Here is a 14754-nt window from a genome sequence, read left to right as displayed (position 1 = left end):
CCGGGTGATGGAATGTGTGCCTCGCGTGACTCATCAGTTGCGGCGCTCCCAGAATTGTCGGGACAGCAGTTTGAGTTCAGCAGAGAGTCCCGCCACCTGGCTGGCCGCCGACTCGATCTGCTGACCGGAATCGGCGTTGCCATCGGCATAGCCACGGATGCGGGTGATGCTCTGGTTGATCTCCTCGCTGACCGATCCCTGCTGATCCACCGCCGTGGCGATCTGGGCACTCATATCGGTGATGGCAGCAACGCTACTGGCAATCTCTTCCAGTGACTGGGCAGCCCGACCCGCCTGCTGGACGCTTTTCTCCGCCTGCTTGCGGCTGTTCTGCATCACCACCACCGAGGAGTGTGCACCGCGCTGCAGCTTTTCGATGGTGCTCTGGATTTCCTGGGTGGACTCATGAGTGCGGGATGCCAGGCTGCGCACCTCGTCGGCCACCACAGAAAAGCCACGCCCGTGCTCGCCCGCCCGGGCCGCTTCAATGGCGGCATTGAGGGCCAGCATGTTGGTTTGCTCGGCGATGCCGCGGATCACCTCCAGGACCGCACTGATGGATCCGGCACTTTCTTCCAACTCGTGGATGACCCTGGCCGCGCGCTCCACCTCGTCGGCCAGTTGGCCGATCACCTGCTCGGTGGAGCTGACCACCTGACGACCCTGACTGGCGCTGACATCCGCCGCCGTGGCCGCCTCTGCGGCATTCTGGGCGTTGCGGGCCACCTCCTGAACACTGGCCGTCATCTGGTTGACTGCCGTGGCCACCTGGTCGGTCTCCGCCTGCTGCCGCAGAATCTCGTCCCGGGTCTTGCGCACCGAGTCCACCATGGCGTCGGCATAGTCGGCCAACTGGCTGGCGGCATCGGATACCCGCCCCACGGCGGCGCCGGTCTCGGATCGCAACATGCGCATGGCGAACTCGATCTCCCCGAATTCGTCCGCGCGCCCGGTGTAGACGTACTGCTCCACCGGGTTATGGGTGATCTCCCTCGCCTGAATACGCAATTGACCGAGGGGTTGCAGGAGCCACATCCCCAGGCCACCGGCCAGCACCAGGGCCAGCAATACGGGCACCAACGCGGTGAGTGCTGGCGTACCCAACAGCGCGCCAACCCCAAGCGCCAGCATGGCCGACGCGGCCATGCCTCCCACCAGACGCACCGCGACCGGCGGCATGGGCAAACGCATGCCAAGGGGAAGTCGATTGTTCATGAGCCCGGCATACACACCGTTGGCTCGATCCACCCAGTCCCGTGCGGGACGGGTACGCACCGACTGGTACTCAGCCACCTGCCCGTCCTTGCGGATGGGCATGACATAGGCACTCACCCAGTAGTGGTCGCCGTTCTTGCAACGATTCTTGACCAGCCCCATCCAGGCGCGGCCCGCCTTGACGCTGTCCCAGAGGTCCTTGAAGGCTGCGGGAGGCATGTCCGGATGGCGGACGATGTTGTGATTGCGCCTGAGCAACTCGTCCTCGACGAACCCGCTGATGCGAATGAAGTCGTCGTTGACGTAGGAAATGGCGCCCTTGAGGTCCGTCGTGGACAGAATATTGGCGTGATCCGCTACCGCCTGTTCCCGGCCGGTGACCGGCAGATTCTTCTTCATGGATCATTCAACCCCTGGTTATGCAACGCGCATCCCTGACGATGAATCATCCGTCCCCACGGCATCTAGCCCAACACCGGTGCCCCGCCCCCCTGAGCGGAGCACCGGCGGTATTCAGACCATCACCGGCTTGCCGATCAGCAGTTCATGCAGGAACAGCGAGAAGGCGAAGTAGCCCACAAGGCCCACGACCACGGTGATCGCGTCCGCCTTCAGGTTAGCGGCAGCAGGCGCCGTTCCCTGAGCGGAATCTCTCTTGCGCGCGGCGCGGAAGGACAACACGGCCCAGACCAGCAACGAACCGAAGAGGATCACATCCGCCAGCGTGCCGTTGGAGAACAGGTGGCCCAGGGCCCACACCTTGACGGCAATGACCATGGGGTGCCCCACCCGGGCCTTGATGCGGTTGTTGGGCACAAAGGCGGCCGCCAGGAAGATGAAGGCCACCAGACTGAACAGGGCGGTGACGTGGAAGGTCCACAATGGCGGGAACCAGAGCCAGGTGGGGTCCATCCGGGCCATGCCATAACCCCAGACGATCAGGATGAAGCCGATCAGTGAAACGACGGATGCAAACCCCGTCCAGGCCTTCTCGCCAAACTGATCGATCCGGGCACGACGCCAGTCGTCCGCGAAGATGCGGGTGGAGTGCATGCCCAGGAAGAGCACAAGACCAAGGATCATCACAAACACGGTAAGGCTTCCTTCTTGTTGAGTGGATGAATTAAGCAATCCCTAATAATGCCCTTTTCACGGGGCGTGGTCGAACACCAATTCCCCATCGCGCAGGAAAAAGGCACCGCCCACCACCTCCTGATCGACACGCCGCACCCGATCACCCACGTGAACCTCCACACCACCGTAGAGCCGCTCCCGCACAAGGATGCAGGCATCCTGGGAGCGTTCCATCCGCTGCACCAGGGCCTCGCGTTCCAGGGTGAGCTCGGCCATCTCCTCCCGTGCCTTCACCAGGGTGTTCTGCACCCGTTGCACGAAGTTTTCATCCACCCGCTCCGGGTGCTGTCCGGCAAAATGCAGGGTGCGGGCCAGCTCGTCGAGCAATTTCTGTTTCTCCAGCAGGCGCGCATCCACCTGTTCCAGATGGTCCTGCCCTTCCGGATCGACTCCGACCATCACCACGGTGTGGGGGGACGTCGGCGAACCCAGCAGCATGCACTCGATGAGTTCCCTGGCCCTGACCTGTCCTCCAACGATCTGTCCCTTGCGCGCCCCGGTGGCCCCCACCGTCACCGACTGATGGGCACTCACCTGGCAATGCACCAATTGTTCCTGAGCCACCACCGTGGCGGCCTCAACGCGGGCGTTTTCCATGAATCGGGCCCTGACCGTGCCCCCCGCCTTGATCACCGCGGTGGGTTGGTGGACCTCCCCATGTTGCAACTGCCCCACCACACCATGACGGATGATCACGTCGCCGCCGGCCTCCAGTGTGGCGCCCTCCACCATGCCGCCCACCTCGATATCGCCGGTGGACCTCACGCGCATGCCATCGGCCACATCGTTGCGGATGCGCACACTGCCCTCGAAGTTAAGGTGCCCGGAGGACAGATCCACCTGTTTTACATCCAGCAACTCCTCGACCATGACCCCGTTGGGCACCACCACAGGCATGCCGGCAGCGGCCGCCCGAAGCAGATCGGGGTCTTCAGGGTCACGCTCCACGTTTCGCAGCCGGGTGGCGAACGATCGCTCCCGGCCATCCCGGGCCGGGATGGGAGCACCGAACAGGTTCAGTCCGGGTGTGCCAGGGGTGGCATGATGGCGACGCATGAGGGGCGTACCGGGGGAAACCTGCACCAGTTCACCCAGGTCCCGATAATCGGCGCGTCCTCGGTCATCGATGCTGGGGATCCGTTCGCGGGCCTCGGGGACCAAGGATTCGAACACGGTATCCGTGCCGTTCACGGGCGCCGTCGCTCGAGCGATCACGGCAACATCCGGGGCCAGTTCCGGTTGCCTGAGCAGGGCGAGGATGGCGTCCTGGTCAACCCCATGGGTCACCCCCCGCTCGGCGAGGACCTGCAGCACCTGCTCCACAGTGGCGGGACTTCCCCCGCGAGGACCCTCAACATGCAATGACGCCTCCAGGCCCTTGGCATCCACCTTCAGGACAAACCGGCCATCCAGTGCCTCGGCCAGCAGGAAGGGCTCCTGATGGCCCGCAGGGGCCGGTTGGCGCAGGGCCTGGGTGAGCGCCTTCACCCCCTCATCCACCACGGCCCAGTGGCCATAGCCCGCCTCGCGCAGGGCCACCACCACGGATGCCGCTTCCAGATCAGGGCAGTGCTGACCCGGTTCCGGGGTGCAGTACACCCGGGTACCCGACTCATCAAGGCGAAGATCCAGATCGGGTATGGAGGCTTCCGGGGATGCGTCGCCGCTCATGACAACTCCGTGCAAGGGATTGAAGGGCAGTGTAACAAGCGCCGGAGTCGCCCACGAGCAGGCCGCACCTGTATTCCACCCATTGTTTTGACATGGATGGAAAGAAACAGATTGGGAACGTACGGGGGCGTGCGGGATGCCACGGGTCAAGCACCAAGAAGTCGACGCGCCAGCGCGGACTGCATGTCCCGGCGACCATCGGTGATCAAGTAACTAACGACCCGGTCGCCCAGGACGCGATGGACCGCCCGGTAGGGTTTGAATGCCGTCTGACGGTAATCCTTGATGCCCAGTTCGCCGTGAACAGCTTTCCCGGTCGCGCATAGCTGATGCGCTGCAATCCCCCGGATGCAAAATCGGTGTCCTCGATCTCGACAGCGTGAGGGTCAGAATAGGGATTGCTGGTGATCTGACAGGCAATCCAGTCGCCACGCCCGGCATGGGCAATCAGCAGCGCAGGCCGATATTTGCTGCGGCTGAGGTCGGAAAATGGGAATGGCAGGACAACTACTTGCCCGGCTGCAAATGTGCCCATGCCTCATCCTCTTCGGCTTTGGACCAATCCTCGGCCAGGGCGGCTTCGGCCAGCAGGGTCGCCTCATCGGCAGGCGGGGTGAGCAGTGTCAACAGGCCCCTGCCCGCCGGAAGTCGGGGCATCGGCTCCAGCGGTTGGATGTGGCCTTGGCTGTCGATTTCCACTTCAATGGTGTGCAGCATGGATTACTCCTGAATTCCTTAACAGGCAGGATAATGGCTTGCAGGAAGTATAAACTCTGCCTTTGGGCCACCGCATCCGGGCGTCCCGTGCCACCCAGACCCCGGAACAGCCAAGCAAGCGGCAGCCAGGATTCTCTACGACCGCCTCACGCCGACAACTCCTCAATCATCCGCTTGATCCTATCCGTGCAGGCCTTCAGATCCGCGTCGATCTCCTCCAGCGGGCGGGGCGGGATGAATTGGTAGAAGTGCCGGTTGAAGGGGATTTCAAAGCCGACAATGCCGATCTCCCCGTCCAGTTCGTCGCGCTTGCTCTCGTCGATCCAGGCATCGGGGACGTGGGGCTTCACCTCCCGCTCAAAGTAAGGGACACGGTCACGTCCTGGCTGACCTGCTGGATGTATTCGTCACTCTCTGAGAGAAAACCCCCGGTCCCTGCCGTGGGGTCATAGACGGTGACGATCCGGTGCGGGGTGAATCAACGCCACCTGCAAACCCGCATCTTGAGGCGTCACGATAATCAGCAGCATACAGTGCCCAGGTACCGTCCTGCAGCGTCCCGTCGAAGACCACAAAGGCCAATACCGAAGTGTGGGTTAAAGTGTGGGCCAGGTGACGTAAAAAAATGACAAATCCATAAAATTCATAAATTTACGTTATAAATATGGCGGAAGGGGTGGGATTCGAACCCACGGATGGTCGCCCATCGCCGGTTTTCAAGACCGGTGCATTCAACCGCTCTGCCACCCTTCCGTGAACGCTGATCAGCGTTGCGAGGTCATAGAAGGCGGGTATTTTAACCGGCTTGGTCATGAAGCCACAAGAAATGTCGATGGCATGCTTTGATCAACCGCATGGAATCAAGTACCTTACCGTCATCGTACACTGATCGTTTCCAACCACTTTTCCGGAGGATCACCCATGCAGACGGAGCGCGCGAGCACCGTAACCCAGCAGGCCCAGAGTCAGGCTCTGGCCACCAACAAGGTTATCCGCAACACCTACATGCTGCTGTCCATGACCCTGGCGTTCAGCGCCATCATGGCCTTCGTGGCCATGGCGGTGGGGGCGCCGCCGGTGCACTGGATCGTGATGCTGGCCATCTTCATCGGTATGCCCTTTGGCATCCACGCCCTGCGTAACAGCGTTTGGAGCATTCCGCTCACCTTTGCCTTCACCGGCATCATGGGCTTCATCCTGGGCCCCATCGTCTCCCTGTACCTGAGCCTGCCCAACGGCCCGGCCATCGTCGGTGGTGCCCTGGCCTCCACGGCGCTGGTGTTCGTGGGACTGTCGGCCTATGCCCTGGTCACGCGCAAGGACTTCAGCTTCCTGGGCGGCTTCGTGTTCGTGGGCTTCTTGGTGATCCTGGCGGCCATCATCGCCAACCTGTTCCTGGCCATTCCGGCCCTGTCCCTGGCCATCTCCTCGGCTGTGGTGCTGCTGGTGTCCGCCGCCATCCTGTGGGATACCAGCCGCATGGTGCATGACGGCGAGGCCAACTATGTGGTGATGACGGTCTCCCTGTTCGCCAACATCTATGTGCTGTTCCTGCACATGATGAACCTGTTTGCCATGCTCAGCGGCGATAACTGATCCCCTGACTGAACGGCAGCACACCCGACCCCTCTACCCTCCCGGGAGAGGGGTCTTTACTTTCCTGAGGCAAGGAAATCGCGACCGATGATCGAACAGGGCGTATTTCTCGATCTGGAAACCCTGGATCGGGGGGATCTGGATCTCTCTCCCCTTCACGACTCCCTCACCCGCTGGACCTTTCATGACTACACCCGACCACCGGAAACGGTGGAGCGCATCCAGGGTGCCCAGGTGGTGATCACCAACAAGGTGGTGCTGGATGCCGATGCCCTGGCGGCCGCCCCGGATCTGAAACTGGTCTGCCTGGCGGCCACAGGGACCAACAATGTGGATCTGGAGGCCGCATCGCGCCTGGGTATCACTGTGTGCAACGTGCGGGACTATGCCACGGCCTCCGTGGTGCAGCATGTGTTTGCCATGCTGCTCTCTCTGACCGTACGCCTGTCCCGGTACCATGATGATGTGCGCTCTGGCGCCTGGAACGACAGCCGGCAGTTCTGCCTGCTGGATCACCCCATCCGGGAGCTAGATGGTCGGCGCCTGGGCATCATCGGTTACGGAGTGCTGGGCCGGGCCACGGCACAGGCGGCGCAGGCCTTCGGCATGGACGTGGCAGTGGCACAAAGCCTGACCGGTCGGGGACCGGAGCCGGGGCGCCTGGCGCTGGATGAAGTGATCGGCACCAGCGACGTGCTCAGCCTTCACTGCCCACTGACGCCAGAAACCCACCAGCTGATTGATGAGCACCGATTACGCATGATGAAGAGTGATGCGGTGCTGATCAATACGGCACGGGGGGCCATCGTGGATAACGCGGCCCTGGCCGAGGCCTTGCGGCGCGGCGAGATCGGTGGCGCTGGAGTGGATGTGCTGGAGAAGGAACCGCCCGAGGCGGGTCATCCCCTGCTGGCAGCGGACATCCCCAACCTGATCATCACCCCCCATATCGCCTGGGCGGCCGTCGAGGCCCGCCAGCGCATGGTGGATGCCCTGGCAGCCAATATCCAGGCCTTCAAGTCCGGCCAGCCCACGAATCAGGTCAGCCCATAGGTATCCGGCACATGTCCACCACGCCCATGAACGATCGCGTGATCGATCTTGAAATCCGTCTGGCCCATCAGGATGCCCAGCTGCAGGATCTCAACGAGGTGGTCACCCGCCAGCAACAAGAGTTGTTTCAGATGCAGCGGCAGATGGAGGATCTGCGCCTGCGTCTGGCCGAGGTGCTGGCCACCCAGGGTGGCGGTCAGGAAGGCCCCGAGCCTCCGCCGCCCCATTATTGAAAAAGCGAGAAGCTGTAAAGGGGGCAGCCCTCATCAAGACCATCGCCTGCGATAGCGCCGCCGATCGCCCTCGTGCCGAGGCCCTGGCCCGTGCCCTGGGCCTGGAACTCGCCGAGACGGATCCCGCCCCCGACACCTGGCACCTGGCCGTCACCCCTGAGCGCCTGGAGTTGCGCCAGTGCGGGCCCAAGGCCCCGGGGCCGGTGTTCGTGGACCTGGCTGGCGGCCGGCTGGGGTATCGGGGGCCACGGGTCAGCGCCCGCAAGGAGCCCTTGGCGCGGGCCGTGGGCATCAAGGGGGGGCATCGCCCCCATGTGGTGGATGCCACGGCCGGGTTGGGCCGGGATGCGTTCATACTGGCCCTGCTGGGGTGCAAGGTCACCCTGCTGGAGCGCCATCCGGTGATTGCCGCGCTGCTGGCTGATGGACTGGACCGTGCCGCCCGTGAACCAGAGCTGGCTGAGGCCGCGGGTCGCATGAACCTTGTCAGGGGCGATGCCGCCCATTGGCTGGCAGATCATCCCTGCGACGTGGTCACCCTGGATCCCATGTACCCGCACCGGGACAAATCCGCGCTGGTGAAGAAGGAGATGCGGGCATTCCGGGCTGTGGTGGGCGACGATGAGGATGCCGCCCAGGTACTGGAAGCGTCTCTTCAGGCGGCGCGGGAGCGGGTGGTGGTGAAGCGCCCCGTGCGAGCCGAGCCCCTGGGAGGCCAGGCACCGGACTTCCAGATCCCCGGCAGCAGTACCCGTTTCGACGTCTACCTCACCCGCCCTTGAACGGCAACAGACACTGTGGGAGCTGGCCTGCCAGCGATGCGCTGCGGCAGCAGCGCCCGGAGTGTGTGCCCGCCGCTTTCGCGGGCGAGGCCCGCTCCCACGAAAAACTTGCTCACTACCCCCTCTGCTGAAGGCCCTCTGACTGACGCGCCCCCGGCAAAGGCCTCCTTCGGGACGACAGGCTGATCCTCTATGGGGTCTGCCCCAGGATGAGGCGGTCGTCGGGCAGCAATCGGTAGTTGGGCACTTCCAGGTTGCGGCGGGCGTGTTGATCGCGGTAGACACGACCGGACAGGTCGTAGCGGGAGCCGCGGCATCGGTCGACGAAACCGCCGCCCCAGCCCTCCTCCGAAGCAACCTCGGGCGGCACCCAGGTGAGTTCGCAAGCCAGATCGGTGCCCAGGGCCACCACCACCAGCACCTCGGGAGAGGCGGACCGGTGCGAGTTGCGGTAATCCCGGGGCTGGCGACTCAAACGGGAATCGGCATCGTAGAGCTGGTCTGAGAACGCCGCATCCGCCTCCAGCATCTCGGGGGTGCGCCCGACAATCCAGATGGGACGACCTTCCCAGGTCATGGCCTTGACCTCCCCCGGGGCCAGGTCGGAAATATCCACGGATCGGCCGCCGCTCTGGCCGCCGTCGTCGTCAGGGTCTCCCAGCACACCGCTGAGCATCACATAGGCCAGCATGGCCACACCCAGCAGTGCCAGCATCTTGAGGGCCACGCGATAATAAATTCGGCGCTGGTCCGGCGGTACGTTGAAGGATTCAGGCATCATGGGCGAAGATTATGGACCACAATTGAGGAACCAAGATGAATTCCAGAACACAACAGACCTACGTAGGCATCCACAACGACCTGCACGGCGGCATGACTCCCATCGGCGGCATCATCAAGGATGCCTGGATCTTCGAGCTCCTCCCGGAGACCGAGACCTGTGAGGGCTGGACCACCGCGCAGATCCAGGTGCTGCATGACAAGGTCAATGCCACCTGGGACCAATACGGTCTGCGGGTGAGCAACCTGCCCCCGGAGATCCGCGAGCGCCACACCCGCATCCACGACCAGGCCATCGAGAAGGCCCGGTCCATGGGCTGGATGCCGGGCCGCGACTCGGATGCCGAGATGTAGTGAGCTCAATCCCGGAAGTTGTCGTACTGTAGCGGCAGGTCAAGTTCCGCCTTGCGCAGCAGGGCGATCACATCCTGAAGGTCATCGCGCTTCTTCCCGGTAATACGCACCTTCTCGCCCTGGATCGAGGCCTGCACCTTGAGCTTGCTGTCCTTGACCAGGCGGATGATCTTCTTGCCCATGTCCTGGTCGATGCCTTGGCGGATGGTGACGGTGCGGCGGGCCTTGCCGCCGCCCTCCTCCAGCTTGCCCGACTCCAGGCAGCTCACGTCGATGCCCCGCTTGGCCATCTTCTGGGTGAGGATGTCCATGACCTGATCCACCTGGAATTCGGAATCCCCGAACAGGGTCAGCTCGGCCTCGCTTTGCTCTACGTTGGCCGCGGAACCCTTGAAATCGTAGCGGTTCTCCACTTCACGCCGGGTCTGGCCCACGGCATTGCGCAACTCCTGCATGTCCACTTCGGACACCACATCAAAGGAAGGCATTGATCTCTCCGTCTGGATACCTGATTGTGCACGACTCAAACATGATAACGTGAAGCCTGGCCCACCACCCCACCCGAATACGAGGATCCCCGCCCATGAATCAAGTGTCCTTCAGCGTCCAGGCAGAGCAGACCCTGGAGGAACTCATGGAACGCATGAGCGCCGTGGACGAACTGACCGACCTGGACATGGACATCGTCGACGGCGTGCTCACCATCGAGTTCGAAGATCGCAGCAAGCTGATTCTAAATCGCCAGGAGCCGCTGCGGCAGATCTGGCTGGCCTCGCCCGAGGGCCCGGCCCATTTCGGCTACGATGCCCATTCCGACCAGTGGCTGGACGACAAGGAAGGCCATGAACTGGTGGCCACCCTCAATCGGGTGCTGAGCCTCAAGGTGGGCACCGACATCAGTCTGTAGAGGAGGCGTCCTCACCCTGCTTGCGCGCGGCCCCCACCTGCCCTTCCAGGTGGGCCAGCACCTGATGGGGCTTGTGATCATCCAGAGCCTTGTCCACCAGCAGCAGCATCTCCCGGGCCTCGGGACGCGGCGTGAACTTCACCCGCGCCAGATTCACCGACAGGCGCCGGAACTGGCGGAAGAACAGGTAGGACAGGGTGGCGATGATCAGGGCGGTCCAGGTGGCCCCTTCGAACCACACCCAGACCGCCGCACCATAGCCCACGAAGGTGATGCCGAACAGCAGCGCCGCAAAGCGGTGTACCGTGGCCACGAAGGCCTCGAACTGCTCCCGGTGGGCGGTGAATTCCTCTTTTGAAATCATCAACTGGGTTCCGCAAGGGCAAAGCCGTGGATTGTAGAGCACCGGGCCCGGGGTTTGAACCGGCGGTTCACTCGCCCGCCAAACGCTCGAGCAAACGTTCGTGCAGTCCGCCGAAGCCGCCGTTGCTCATGATCAGCACATGATCCCCGGGGCGGGCCTGCTCGGCTACGGAACGGGCCAGCGCATCCAGATCCTGCAGGGCGTGCGCTGAGTCGCCCAGTGCGGCCACCACCGGCGCCAGATCCCACGCCAGCGAGGCCGGTTGATGCATCCAGACCCCATCAGCCAGTCGCAGCGAATCCGCCAGGGTGTCCCGATGCACCCCCATGCGCATGGTATTGGAACGGGGCTCCAGCACCGCCAGGATGCGCGCCGTGCCCACCCGGGCCCGCAGGGCCTCCAGGGTGGCGGCGATGGCCGTGGGATGGTGGGCAAAATCATCAAGGACGGTCACACCGCGCACCTCACCCCGCACCTGCAGGCGGCGTTTCACCCCCGCAAAGCGCCCCAGGGCCTCCACCCCCGCCACCAGTGGCACACCTGCATGCCGGGCGGCCAGGAGCGCTGCCAGGGCATTGCTGAGGTTGTGCCGGCCCGGTAGCCTCCATTGCCCCTCGGCCACGGGCTCGTGTCCTTCATGGATGGCAAACCGGGTGGCATCGGGCGTGATGGGTTCTCCACGCCATGGCGCTGGCTCGCCCACCCCGAAACGCTCCACCGGCGTCCAGCAGCCCTGCTCCAGCACCGCCTCCAGGGCGGCATCGCCCACCCGACTGATGATGCGCCCTTCCCCCGGCACCGTGCGCACCAGATGATGGAACTGACGCTGGATGGCTGCCAGGTCAGGAAAGATATCCGCGTGATCAAACTCCAGGTTGTTGAGGATCAGGGTGCGCGGGCGGTAGTGGACGAACTTCGAGCGCTTGTCGAAGAATGCCGTGTCGTACTCGTCCGCCTCCACCACGAAAAAGGGCGATGTCCCCAGCCGGGCCGACACCCCGAAGTTGTCCGGCACCCCACCGATGAGAAACCCCGGATTCAGCCCCGCATCCTCCAGGATCCACGCCAGCAGGCTGGCGGTGGTGGTCTTTCCATGGGTGCCGGCCACTGCCAGCACCCAGCGATCCCGCAGCACGTGCTCGGCCAGCCACTGGGGACCAGAGGTATAGGGCAGCCCGCGATTGAGCACATGCTCCACGGCTGGATTGCCCCGGGTCATGACGTTGCCAATCACCACCCCATCCGGCGCCGGGTCCAGATGGGCCGGATCATGGCCCTGGGACACCTCAATACCCTGCTCCGCCAGCAAGGTGCTCATGGGGGGGTAAACATGCTCGTCCGATCCGGTCACCCGATAGCCCGCGGCCCGCGCCAACAGGGCCACCCCACCCATGAAGGTGCCGCAGATCCCCAGGATGTGAACGTGACTCACCGCATCACCACCGAATAGAGGATCTCACCGGCCACGGCCGCCAGCATCAGGTAGCCCACAGCCAGAGCCACGCCCCCGGCGGCGGTCTTGAGCCCCAGGGCGCTGCGCAGCACATGACCATAAGCGGTCAGCAACCAGCCCAGCAGCACCAGATACCCCACCGTGACCACCACCGGGATCTCCTCTGGAGCCTCGGCGCCGCGCAGGCTGTACACCAACGGCAGCATGATCAGACCCAGGACGATGCCCACCCCCAGGAGGGCGGTGAAGGTCTGCACGAAACGCTCGGGCACACCCTTGCCTTGCAGCAGCAGGGCCGTAAAGGCGGCCAGCAGTCCCAGTTCCATGCCCGCCTGCAGGATGGCGATCTGAAAGGGGTAGAAGGGCACGGCCACAATCAGCCCCACGAAGAGATACACCACGGCACATAGCCACAACAGGAAGGCCGAGGCCGGCAGATCCTCCGGCCCCTTTTGCAGGAAGGTCAGTTGCAGAAATGGTTTGATGAGTGCGTACATGCCATTCCCTTCTGGGAGAGGATCCCCGGTTTTGATCCGGTGTCGATGCAAGGAGTTTCGTGCGAGGATACCATTCCCCAAGGACACGAACGATGAACCGCCGACTGTTTCGCAGCCGACAGCCCTACCCCACCCGAGGCCCTCACGCCTTTCGCTGGCTGGTGGACGGTGGCGCGTTCTTTCCCGCCATGCTCCAGGCCATCGGTCGCGCTCGGCATCGAGTGCTCCTGGAGATGTATCTGGCCGAATCCGGCCCGCTTTTCAGTCGCTTCGCGGAGGCCCTGAGCGATGCCGCGCGCCGCGGTGTGCAGGTCCACCTGCTGCTGGACGGTTTTGGCGGCCTGGGTGTGAGCGACGCGGACCGGGAGCGTCTGCTGGAGGCCGGTGTTCACTTGGGCACCTTCAACCCCCTGGGCTGGGAACGCCTGCGCCTGTCCCTGTTTCGCGATCATCGCAAACTGCTGGCGGTGGACGGCCAGGTGGCCTTCGTCGGCGGTGCCGGTCTCACCGATGCCTTCGATCCCCGGGTGACCGGCACCGACGCCTGGCATGACGTCATGCTGGAAATCCGCGGCCCTTGCGTGCAGGACTGGGAGGCCCTGTTTGCCGATGCATGGCAACGCTGGCATCACCAGGACATGCCGGGCCTGGGTGATCTTTCCTGCGAGGGGACCCAGCCATCGGACCCGCGGGACGGTCGCGTGGTGGGTCACACCGACGTGGGTGGCCAGGCGGTCATGCGCAGCGTGATCGCCACCATGAAACGCTCACGCCGGCGCATCTGGCTGACCACCGGCTATTTCGTGCCCACCCGACGCCTGCGCCGCATCCTCACGAAGGCCGCCCGCCGGGGCATGGACGTCCGCCTGCTGCTGCCAGGCCCCAAGACGGACCACCCTGGTGTGTGGCATGCCGGACGACGTTTCTATGGACGTCTGCTGCGGTCCGGGGTGCGCATCTTCGAGTTCCAGCCCCGCTGCCTGCACGCCAAATACGTGATCTGTGATGACTGGTTGACGGTGGGCTCCAGCAATCTGGATCACTGGACGCTGCGCTGGAACATGGAGGCCAATCAGGAGGTGACCGACCCCACCCTGGTGGGTCAGGTGGCCGACAGCTTCTCCCGTGATCTGCTGCAGTCCCAGGAGTGGACCCTGGAGCGCTGGCAGGCCCGAGGCCTGTGGGCGCGACTCATGGAGCGCCTGTTCGGTGCCCTGGACGGCTGGCTGGTGGAACTGGGCTATCTGCGGGACCTCCGGGACGCGGACCGGGCCCTGCTCAGAAATCGTCGTCCCAGTCCTCCAGCTCCCTGAGCATGTCTCTTTGGGCGTCCGATGGGGCGCCATCGGTCACCAGGTACTCGCGACGATCCAGATAGGCGTTGCGGATGGCCATGTAACGATCGACGGCCATGCCTTCCAGGGCCCGCTCGGTGGGCAGCAGGCCGGCACGGATATCCACCAGGCGCACCCCCACCAGGACATTCCGCTGGGCCACATCGTCGTGGTAGTACAGCGGATGAATGCGGGCATCCACGATCTCCGCCGGGGCGTCCCGCACGGTGCTGGGCCCTCGGAAGGGCACCACGAAATACGGCCCGGAGGGCACGCCCCAGCTTCCCAGGGTCTGGCCAAAGTCCTCGTTGCTCTTCTCCAGGCCCATGGGGGTGGCCACGTCGAACAGACCGAACACCCCGAAGCTGGTGTTCATGATCAGCCGGGTCAGATCCGAAGCGGCGTCATGGAACTTGAACTGCAGGGCGTTGTTGGCCATGTTGTGCACGTCGCCCAGGTTGGAAAAGAAATTGCCGATGCCGGTGCGAACGGGCTGCGGCGTGACCCGGTCATAGCCCTCGGCCACGGGCTTGAGCACCGCCCGGTCCACCGCATCGTTGAACTGGAACATGGCCCGGTTGTAACTCTCCCAGGGATCGCGTGGATCCTTGGATTCCGGGGGCACCGTGGCACAGCCGGTCATCAGTAAGGCGCAGGCAAGCAG

Annotated in this window: 18 protein-coding genes, 1 tRNA gene and 1 pseudogene; 7 read left to right on the top strand and 13 right to left on the bottom strand. The window is 63.9% G+C overall.

What is annotated here, in order from left to right:
• Window positions 1-33 precede the first annotated feature (33 nt).
• The 7 genes and pseudogenes from ECTHA_RS0111465 to ECTHA_RS0111440 form a co-directional block, all read right to left on the bottom strand.
• Entirely contained in the window at window positions 34-1614 is a 1581-nt protein-coding gene (locus tag ECTHA_RS0111465; RefSeq protein WP_025282309.1) for a methyl-accepting chemotaxis protein, read from the bottom strand.
• Between the two features lie 114 nt (window positions 1615-1728).
• Window positions 1729-2298 carry an NnrU family protein gene (locus ECTHA_RS0111460; RefSeq protein WP_029762573.1) on the bottom strand — a complete coding sequence of 190 codons (570 nt, stop codon included), beginning with the start codon at window positions 2296-2298 and terminating at the stop codon, window positions 1729-1731.
• A 66-nt stretch (window positions 2299-2364) separates the two neighbouring features.
• The gene (locus tag ECTHA_RS0111455; protein WP_025282311.1) at window positions 2365-4020 is read right to left on the bottom strand and encodes a flagellar assembly protein A; all 1656 of its coding nucleotides are present in this window, start codon (window positions 4018-4020) and stop codon (window positions 2365-2367) included.
• 205 nt (window positions 4021-4225) lie between these two features.
• Window positions 4226-4555: a MazF family transcriptional regulator gene (locus tag ECTHA_RS19550; RefSeq protein WP_084306945.1), complete on the bottom strand. Its 330-nt coding sequence runs from the start codon at window positions 4553-4555 to the stop codon at window positions 4226-4228.
• Window positions 4528-4737: a hypothetical protein gene (locus ECTHA_RS0111450; protein ID WP_025282312.1), complete on the bottom strand. Its 210-nt coding sequence runs from the start codon at window positions 4735-4737 to the stop codon at window positions 4528-4530. The genes ECTHA_RS19550 and ECTHA_RS0111450 overlap by 28 nt, the downstream gene beginning before the upstream one ends.
• Window positions 4738-4883: 146 nt before the next feature.
• Window positions 4884-5120: pseudogene (locus tag ECTHA_RS0111445) on the bottom strand (SAM-dependent DNA methyltransferase); the annotation flags it as partial.
• 282 nt (window positions 5121-5402) lie between these two features.
• A tRNA-Ser gene (locus ECTHA_RS0111440) sits at window positions 5403-5490 on the bottom strand.
• Between the two features lie 168 nt (window positions 5491-5658).
• Between ECTHA_RS0111440 and ECTHA_RS0111435 the strand changes: the two genes are divergently transcribed.
• From ECTHA_RS0111435 to ECTHA_RS0111420, 4 genes are all read left to right on the top strand, one after another.
• Window positions 5659-6333: a Bax inhibitor-1/YccA family protein gene (locus ECTHA_RS0111435; protein WP_025282314.1), complete on the top strand. Its 675-nt coding sequence runs from the start codon at window positions 5659-5661 to the stop codon at window positions 6331-6333.
• Window positions 6334-6420: 87 nt separating this feature from the next.
• Complete coding sequence (locus tag ECTHA_RS0111430) at window positions 6421-7386, top strand: 2-hydroxyacid dehydrogenase (protein ID WP_025282315.1); 966 nt, start codon at window positions 6421-6423, stop codon at window positions 7384-7386.
• Window positions 7387-7397: 11 nt separating this feature from the next.
• Entirely contained in the window at window positions 7398-7619 is a 222-nt protein-coding gene (locus tag ECTHA_RS0111425) for a SlyX family protein (RefSeq protein ID WP_025282316.1), read from the top strand.
• Between the two features lie 32 nt (window positions 7620-7651).
• On the top strand, window positions 7652-8401 hold the full coding sequence (locus ECTHA_RS0111420) for a class I SAM-dependent methyltransferase (protein WP_026623747.1): 750 nt from the start codon (window positions 7652-7654) through the stop codon (window positions 8399-8401).
• 190 nt (window positions 8402-8591) lie between these two features.
• Here the strand turns inward: ECTHA_RS0111420 and petA are convergent, their stop codons facing one another.
• The gene (gene petA, locus ECTHA_RS0111415; protein ID WP_025282318.1) at window positions 8592-9182 is read right to left on the bottom strand and encodes a ubiquinol-cytochrome c reductase iron-sulfur subunit; all 591 of its coding nucleotides are present in this window, start codon (window positions 9180-9182) and stop codon (window positions 8592-8594) included.
• 35 nt (window positions 9183-9217) lie between these two features.
• On the opposite strand from petA, the gene ECTHA_RS0111410 reads away from it, so the two are divergent.
• On the top strand, window positions 9218-9535 hold the full coding sequence (locus ECTHA_RS0111410) for a hypothetical protein (RefSeq protein WP_025282319.1): 318 nt from the start codon (window positions 9218-9220) through the stop codon (window positions 9533-9535).
• Between the two features lie 5 nt (window positions 9536-9540).
• Here the strand turns inward: ECTHA_RS0111410 and ECTHA_RS0111405 are convergent, their stop codons facing one another.
• On the bottom strand, window positions 9541-10023 hold the full coding sequence (locus tag ECTHA_RS0111405) for a YajQ family cyclic di-GMP-binding protein (RefSeq protein WP_025282320.1): 483 nt from the start codon (window positions 10021-10023) through the stop codon (window positions 9541-9543).
• Between the two features lie 95 nt (window positions 10024-10118).
• On the opposite strand from ECTHA_RS0111405, the gene cyaY reads away from it, so the two are divergent.
• Entirely contained in the window at window positions 10119-10442 is a 324-nt protein-coding gene (gene cyaY, locus ECTHA_RS0111400) for an iron donor protein CyaY (protein WP_025282321.1), read from the top strand.
• On the opposite strand, the gene ECTHA_RS0111395 is transcribed toward cyaY, so the two are convergent.
• From ECTHA_RS0111395 to ECTHA_RS0111385, 3 genes are all read right to left on the bottom strand, one after another.
• The gene (locus ECTHA_RS0111395; RefSeq protein ID WP_025282322.1) at window positions 10432-10806 is read right to left on the bottom strand and encodes a hypothetical protein; all 375 of its coding nucleotides are present in this window, start codon (window positions 10804-10806) and stop codon (window positions 10432-10434) included. The genes cyaY and ECTHA_RS0111395 overlap by 11 nt on opposite strands.
• Window positions 10807-10873: 67 nt before the next feature.
• Window positions 10874-12238 (bottom strand): UDP-N-acetylmuramate:L-alanyl-gamma-D-glutamyl-meso-diaminopimelate ligase, encoded by a 1365-nt coding sequence (mpl, locus tag ECTHA_RS0111390; RefSeq protein WP_025282323.1) that lies wholly within the window; start codon window positions 12236-12238, stop codon window positions 10874-10876.
• Window positions 12235-12756 (bottom strand): hypothetical protein, encoded by a 522-nt coding sequence (locus tag ECTHA_RS0111385; RefSeq protein WP_025282324.1) that lies wholly within the window; start codon window positions 12754-12756, stop codon window positions 12235-12237. Before ECTHA_RS0111385 ends, mpl begins: the two co-directional genes overlap by 4 nt.
• Window positions 12757-12848: 92 nt before the next feature.
• On the opposite strand from ECTHA_RS0111385, the gene ECTHA_RS0111380 reads away from it, so the two are divergent.
• Window positions 12849-14069, top strand: coding sequence for a phospholipase D-like domain-containing protein (locus ECTHA_RS0111380; RefSeq protein WP_025282325.1), 1221 nt, complete (start codon window positions 12849-12851; stop codon window positions 14067-14069).
• On the opposite strand, the gene ECTHA_RS0111375 is transcribed toward ECTHA_RS0111380, so the two are convergent.
• On the bottom strand, window positions 14035-14733 hold the full coding sequence (locus ECTHA_RS0111375) for an MlaA family lipoprotein (RefSeq protein WP_025282326.1): 699 nt from the start codon (window positions 14731-14733) through the stop codon (window positions 14035-14037). The genes ECTHA_RS0111380 and ECTHA_RS0111375 overlap by 35 nt on opposite strands.
• Between the last annotated feature and the right edge of the window lie 21 nt (window positions 14734-14754).

The sequence above is a fragment of the Ectothiorhodospira haloalkaliphila ATCC 51935 genome (assembly GCF_000633935.1).
GTDB lineage: Bacteria > Pseudomonadota > Gammaproteobacteria > Ectothiorhodospirales > Ectothiorhodospiraceae > Ectothiorhodospira > Ectothiorhodospira haloalkaliphila.
This window is presented reverse-complemented; position numbering and strand designations above follow the sequence as displayed.

Coding starts and splice junctions, on each gene's coding strand:
- ECTHA_RS0111435 (WP_025282314.1), top strand. CDS start 5,659: ATGCAGACGGAGCGCGCGAGCACCGTAACCCAGCAGGCCCAGAGTCAG.
- ECTHA_RS0111380 (WP_025282325.1), top strand. CDS start 12,849: ATGAACCGCCGACTGTTTCGCAGCCGACAGCCCTACCCCACCCGAGGC.
- ECTHA_RS0111405 (WP_025282320.1), bottom strand. CDS start 10,023: ATGCCTTCCTTTGATGTGGTGTCCGAAGTGGACATGCAGGAGTTGCGC.
- ECTHA_RS0111430 (WP_025282315.1), top strand. CDS start 6,421: ATGATCGAACAGGGCGTATTTCTCGATCTGGAAACCCTGGATCGGGGG.
- ECTHA_RS0111455 (WP_025282311.1), bottom strand. CDS start 4,020: ATGAGCGGCGACGCATCCCCGGAAGCCTCCATACCCGATCTGGATCTT.
- ECTHA_RS0111410 (WP_025282319.1), top strand. CDS start 9,218: ATGAATTCCAGAACACAACAGACCTACGTAGGCATCCACAACGACCTG.
- ECTHA_RS0111450 (WP_025282312.1), bottom strand. CDS start 4,737: ATGCTGCACACCATTGAAGTGGAAATCGACAGCCAAGGCCACATCCAA.
- petA (WP_025282318.1), bottom strand. CDS start 9,182: ATGATGCCTGAATCCTTCAACGTACCGCCGGACCAGCGCCGAATTTAT.
- ECTHA_RS0111395 (WP_025282322.1), bottom strand. CDS start 10,806: ATGATTTCAAAAGAGGAATTCACCGCCCACCGGGAGCAGTTCGAGGCC.
- ECTHA_RS0111465 (WP_025282309.1), bottom strand. CDS start 1,614: ATGAAGAAGAATCTGCCGGTCACCGGCCGGGAACAGGCGGTAGCGGAT.
- cyaY (WP_025282321.1), top strand. CDS start 10,119: ATGAATCAAGTGTCCTTCAGCGTCCAGGCAGAGCAGACCCTGGAGGAA.
- ECTHA_RS19550 (WP_084306945.1), bottom strand. CDS start 4,555: ATGGGCACATTTGCAGCCGGGCAAGTAGTTGTCCTGCCATTCCCATTT.
- ECTHA_RS0111425 (WP_025282316.1), top strand. CDS start 7,398: ATGTCCACCACGCCCATGAACGATCGCGTGATCGATCTTGAAATCCGT.
- ECTHA_RS0111460 (WP_029762573.1), bottom strand. CDS start 2,298: ATGATCCTTGGTCTTGTGCTCTTCCTGGGCATGCACTCCACCCGCATC.
- ECTHA_RS0111375 (WP_025282326.1), bottom strand. CDS start 14,733: ATGACCGGCTGTGCCACGGTGCCCCCGGAATCCAAGGATCCACGCGAT.
- ECTHA_RS0111385 (WP_025282324.1), bottom strand. CDS start 12,756: ATGTACGCACTCATCAAACCATTTCTGCAACTGACCTTCCTGCAAAAG.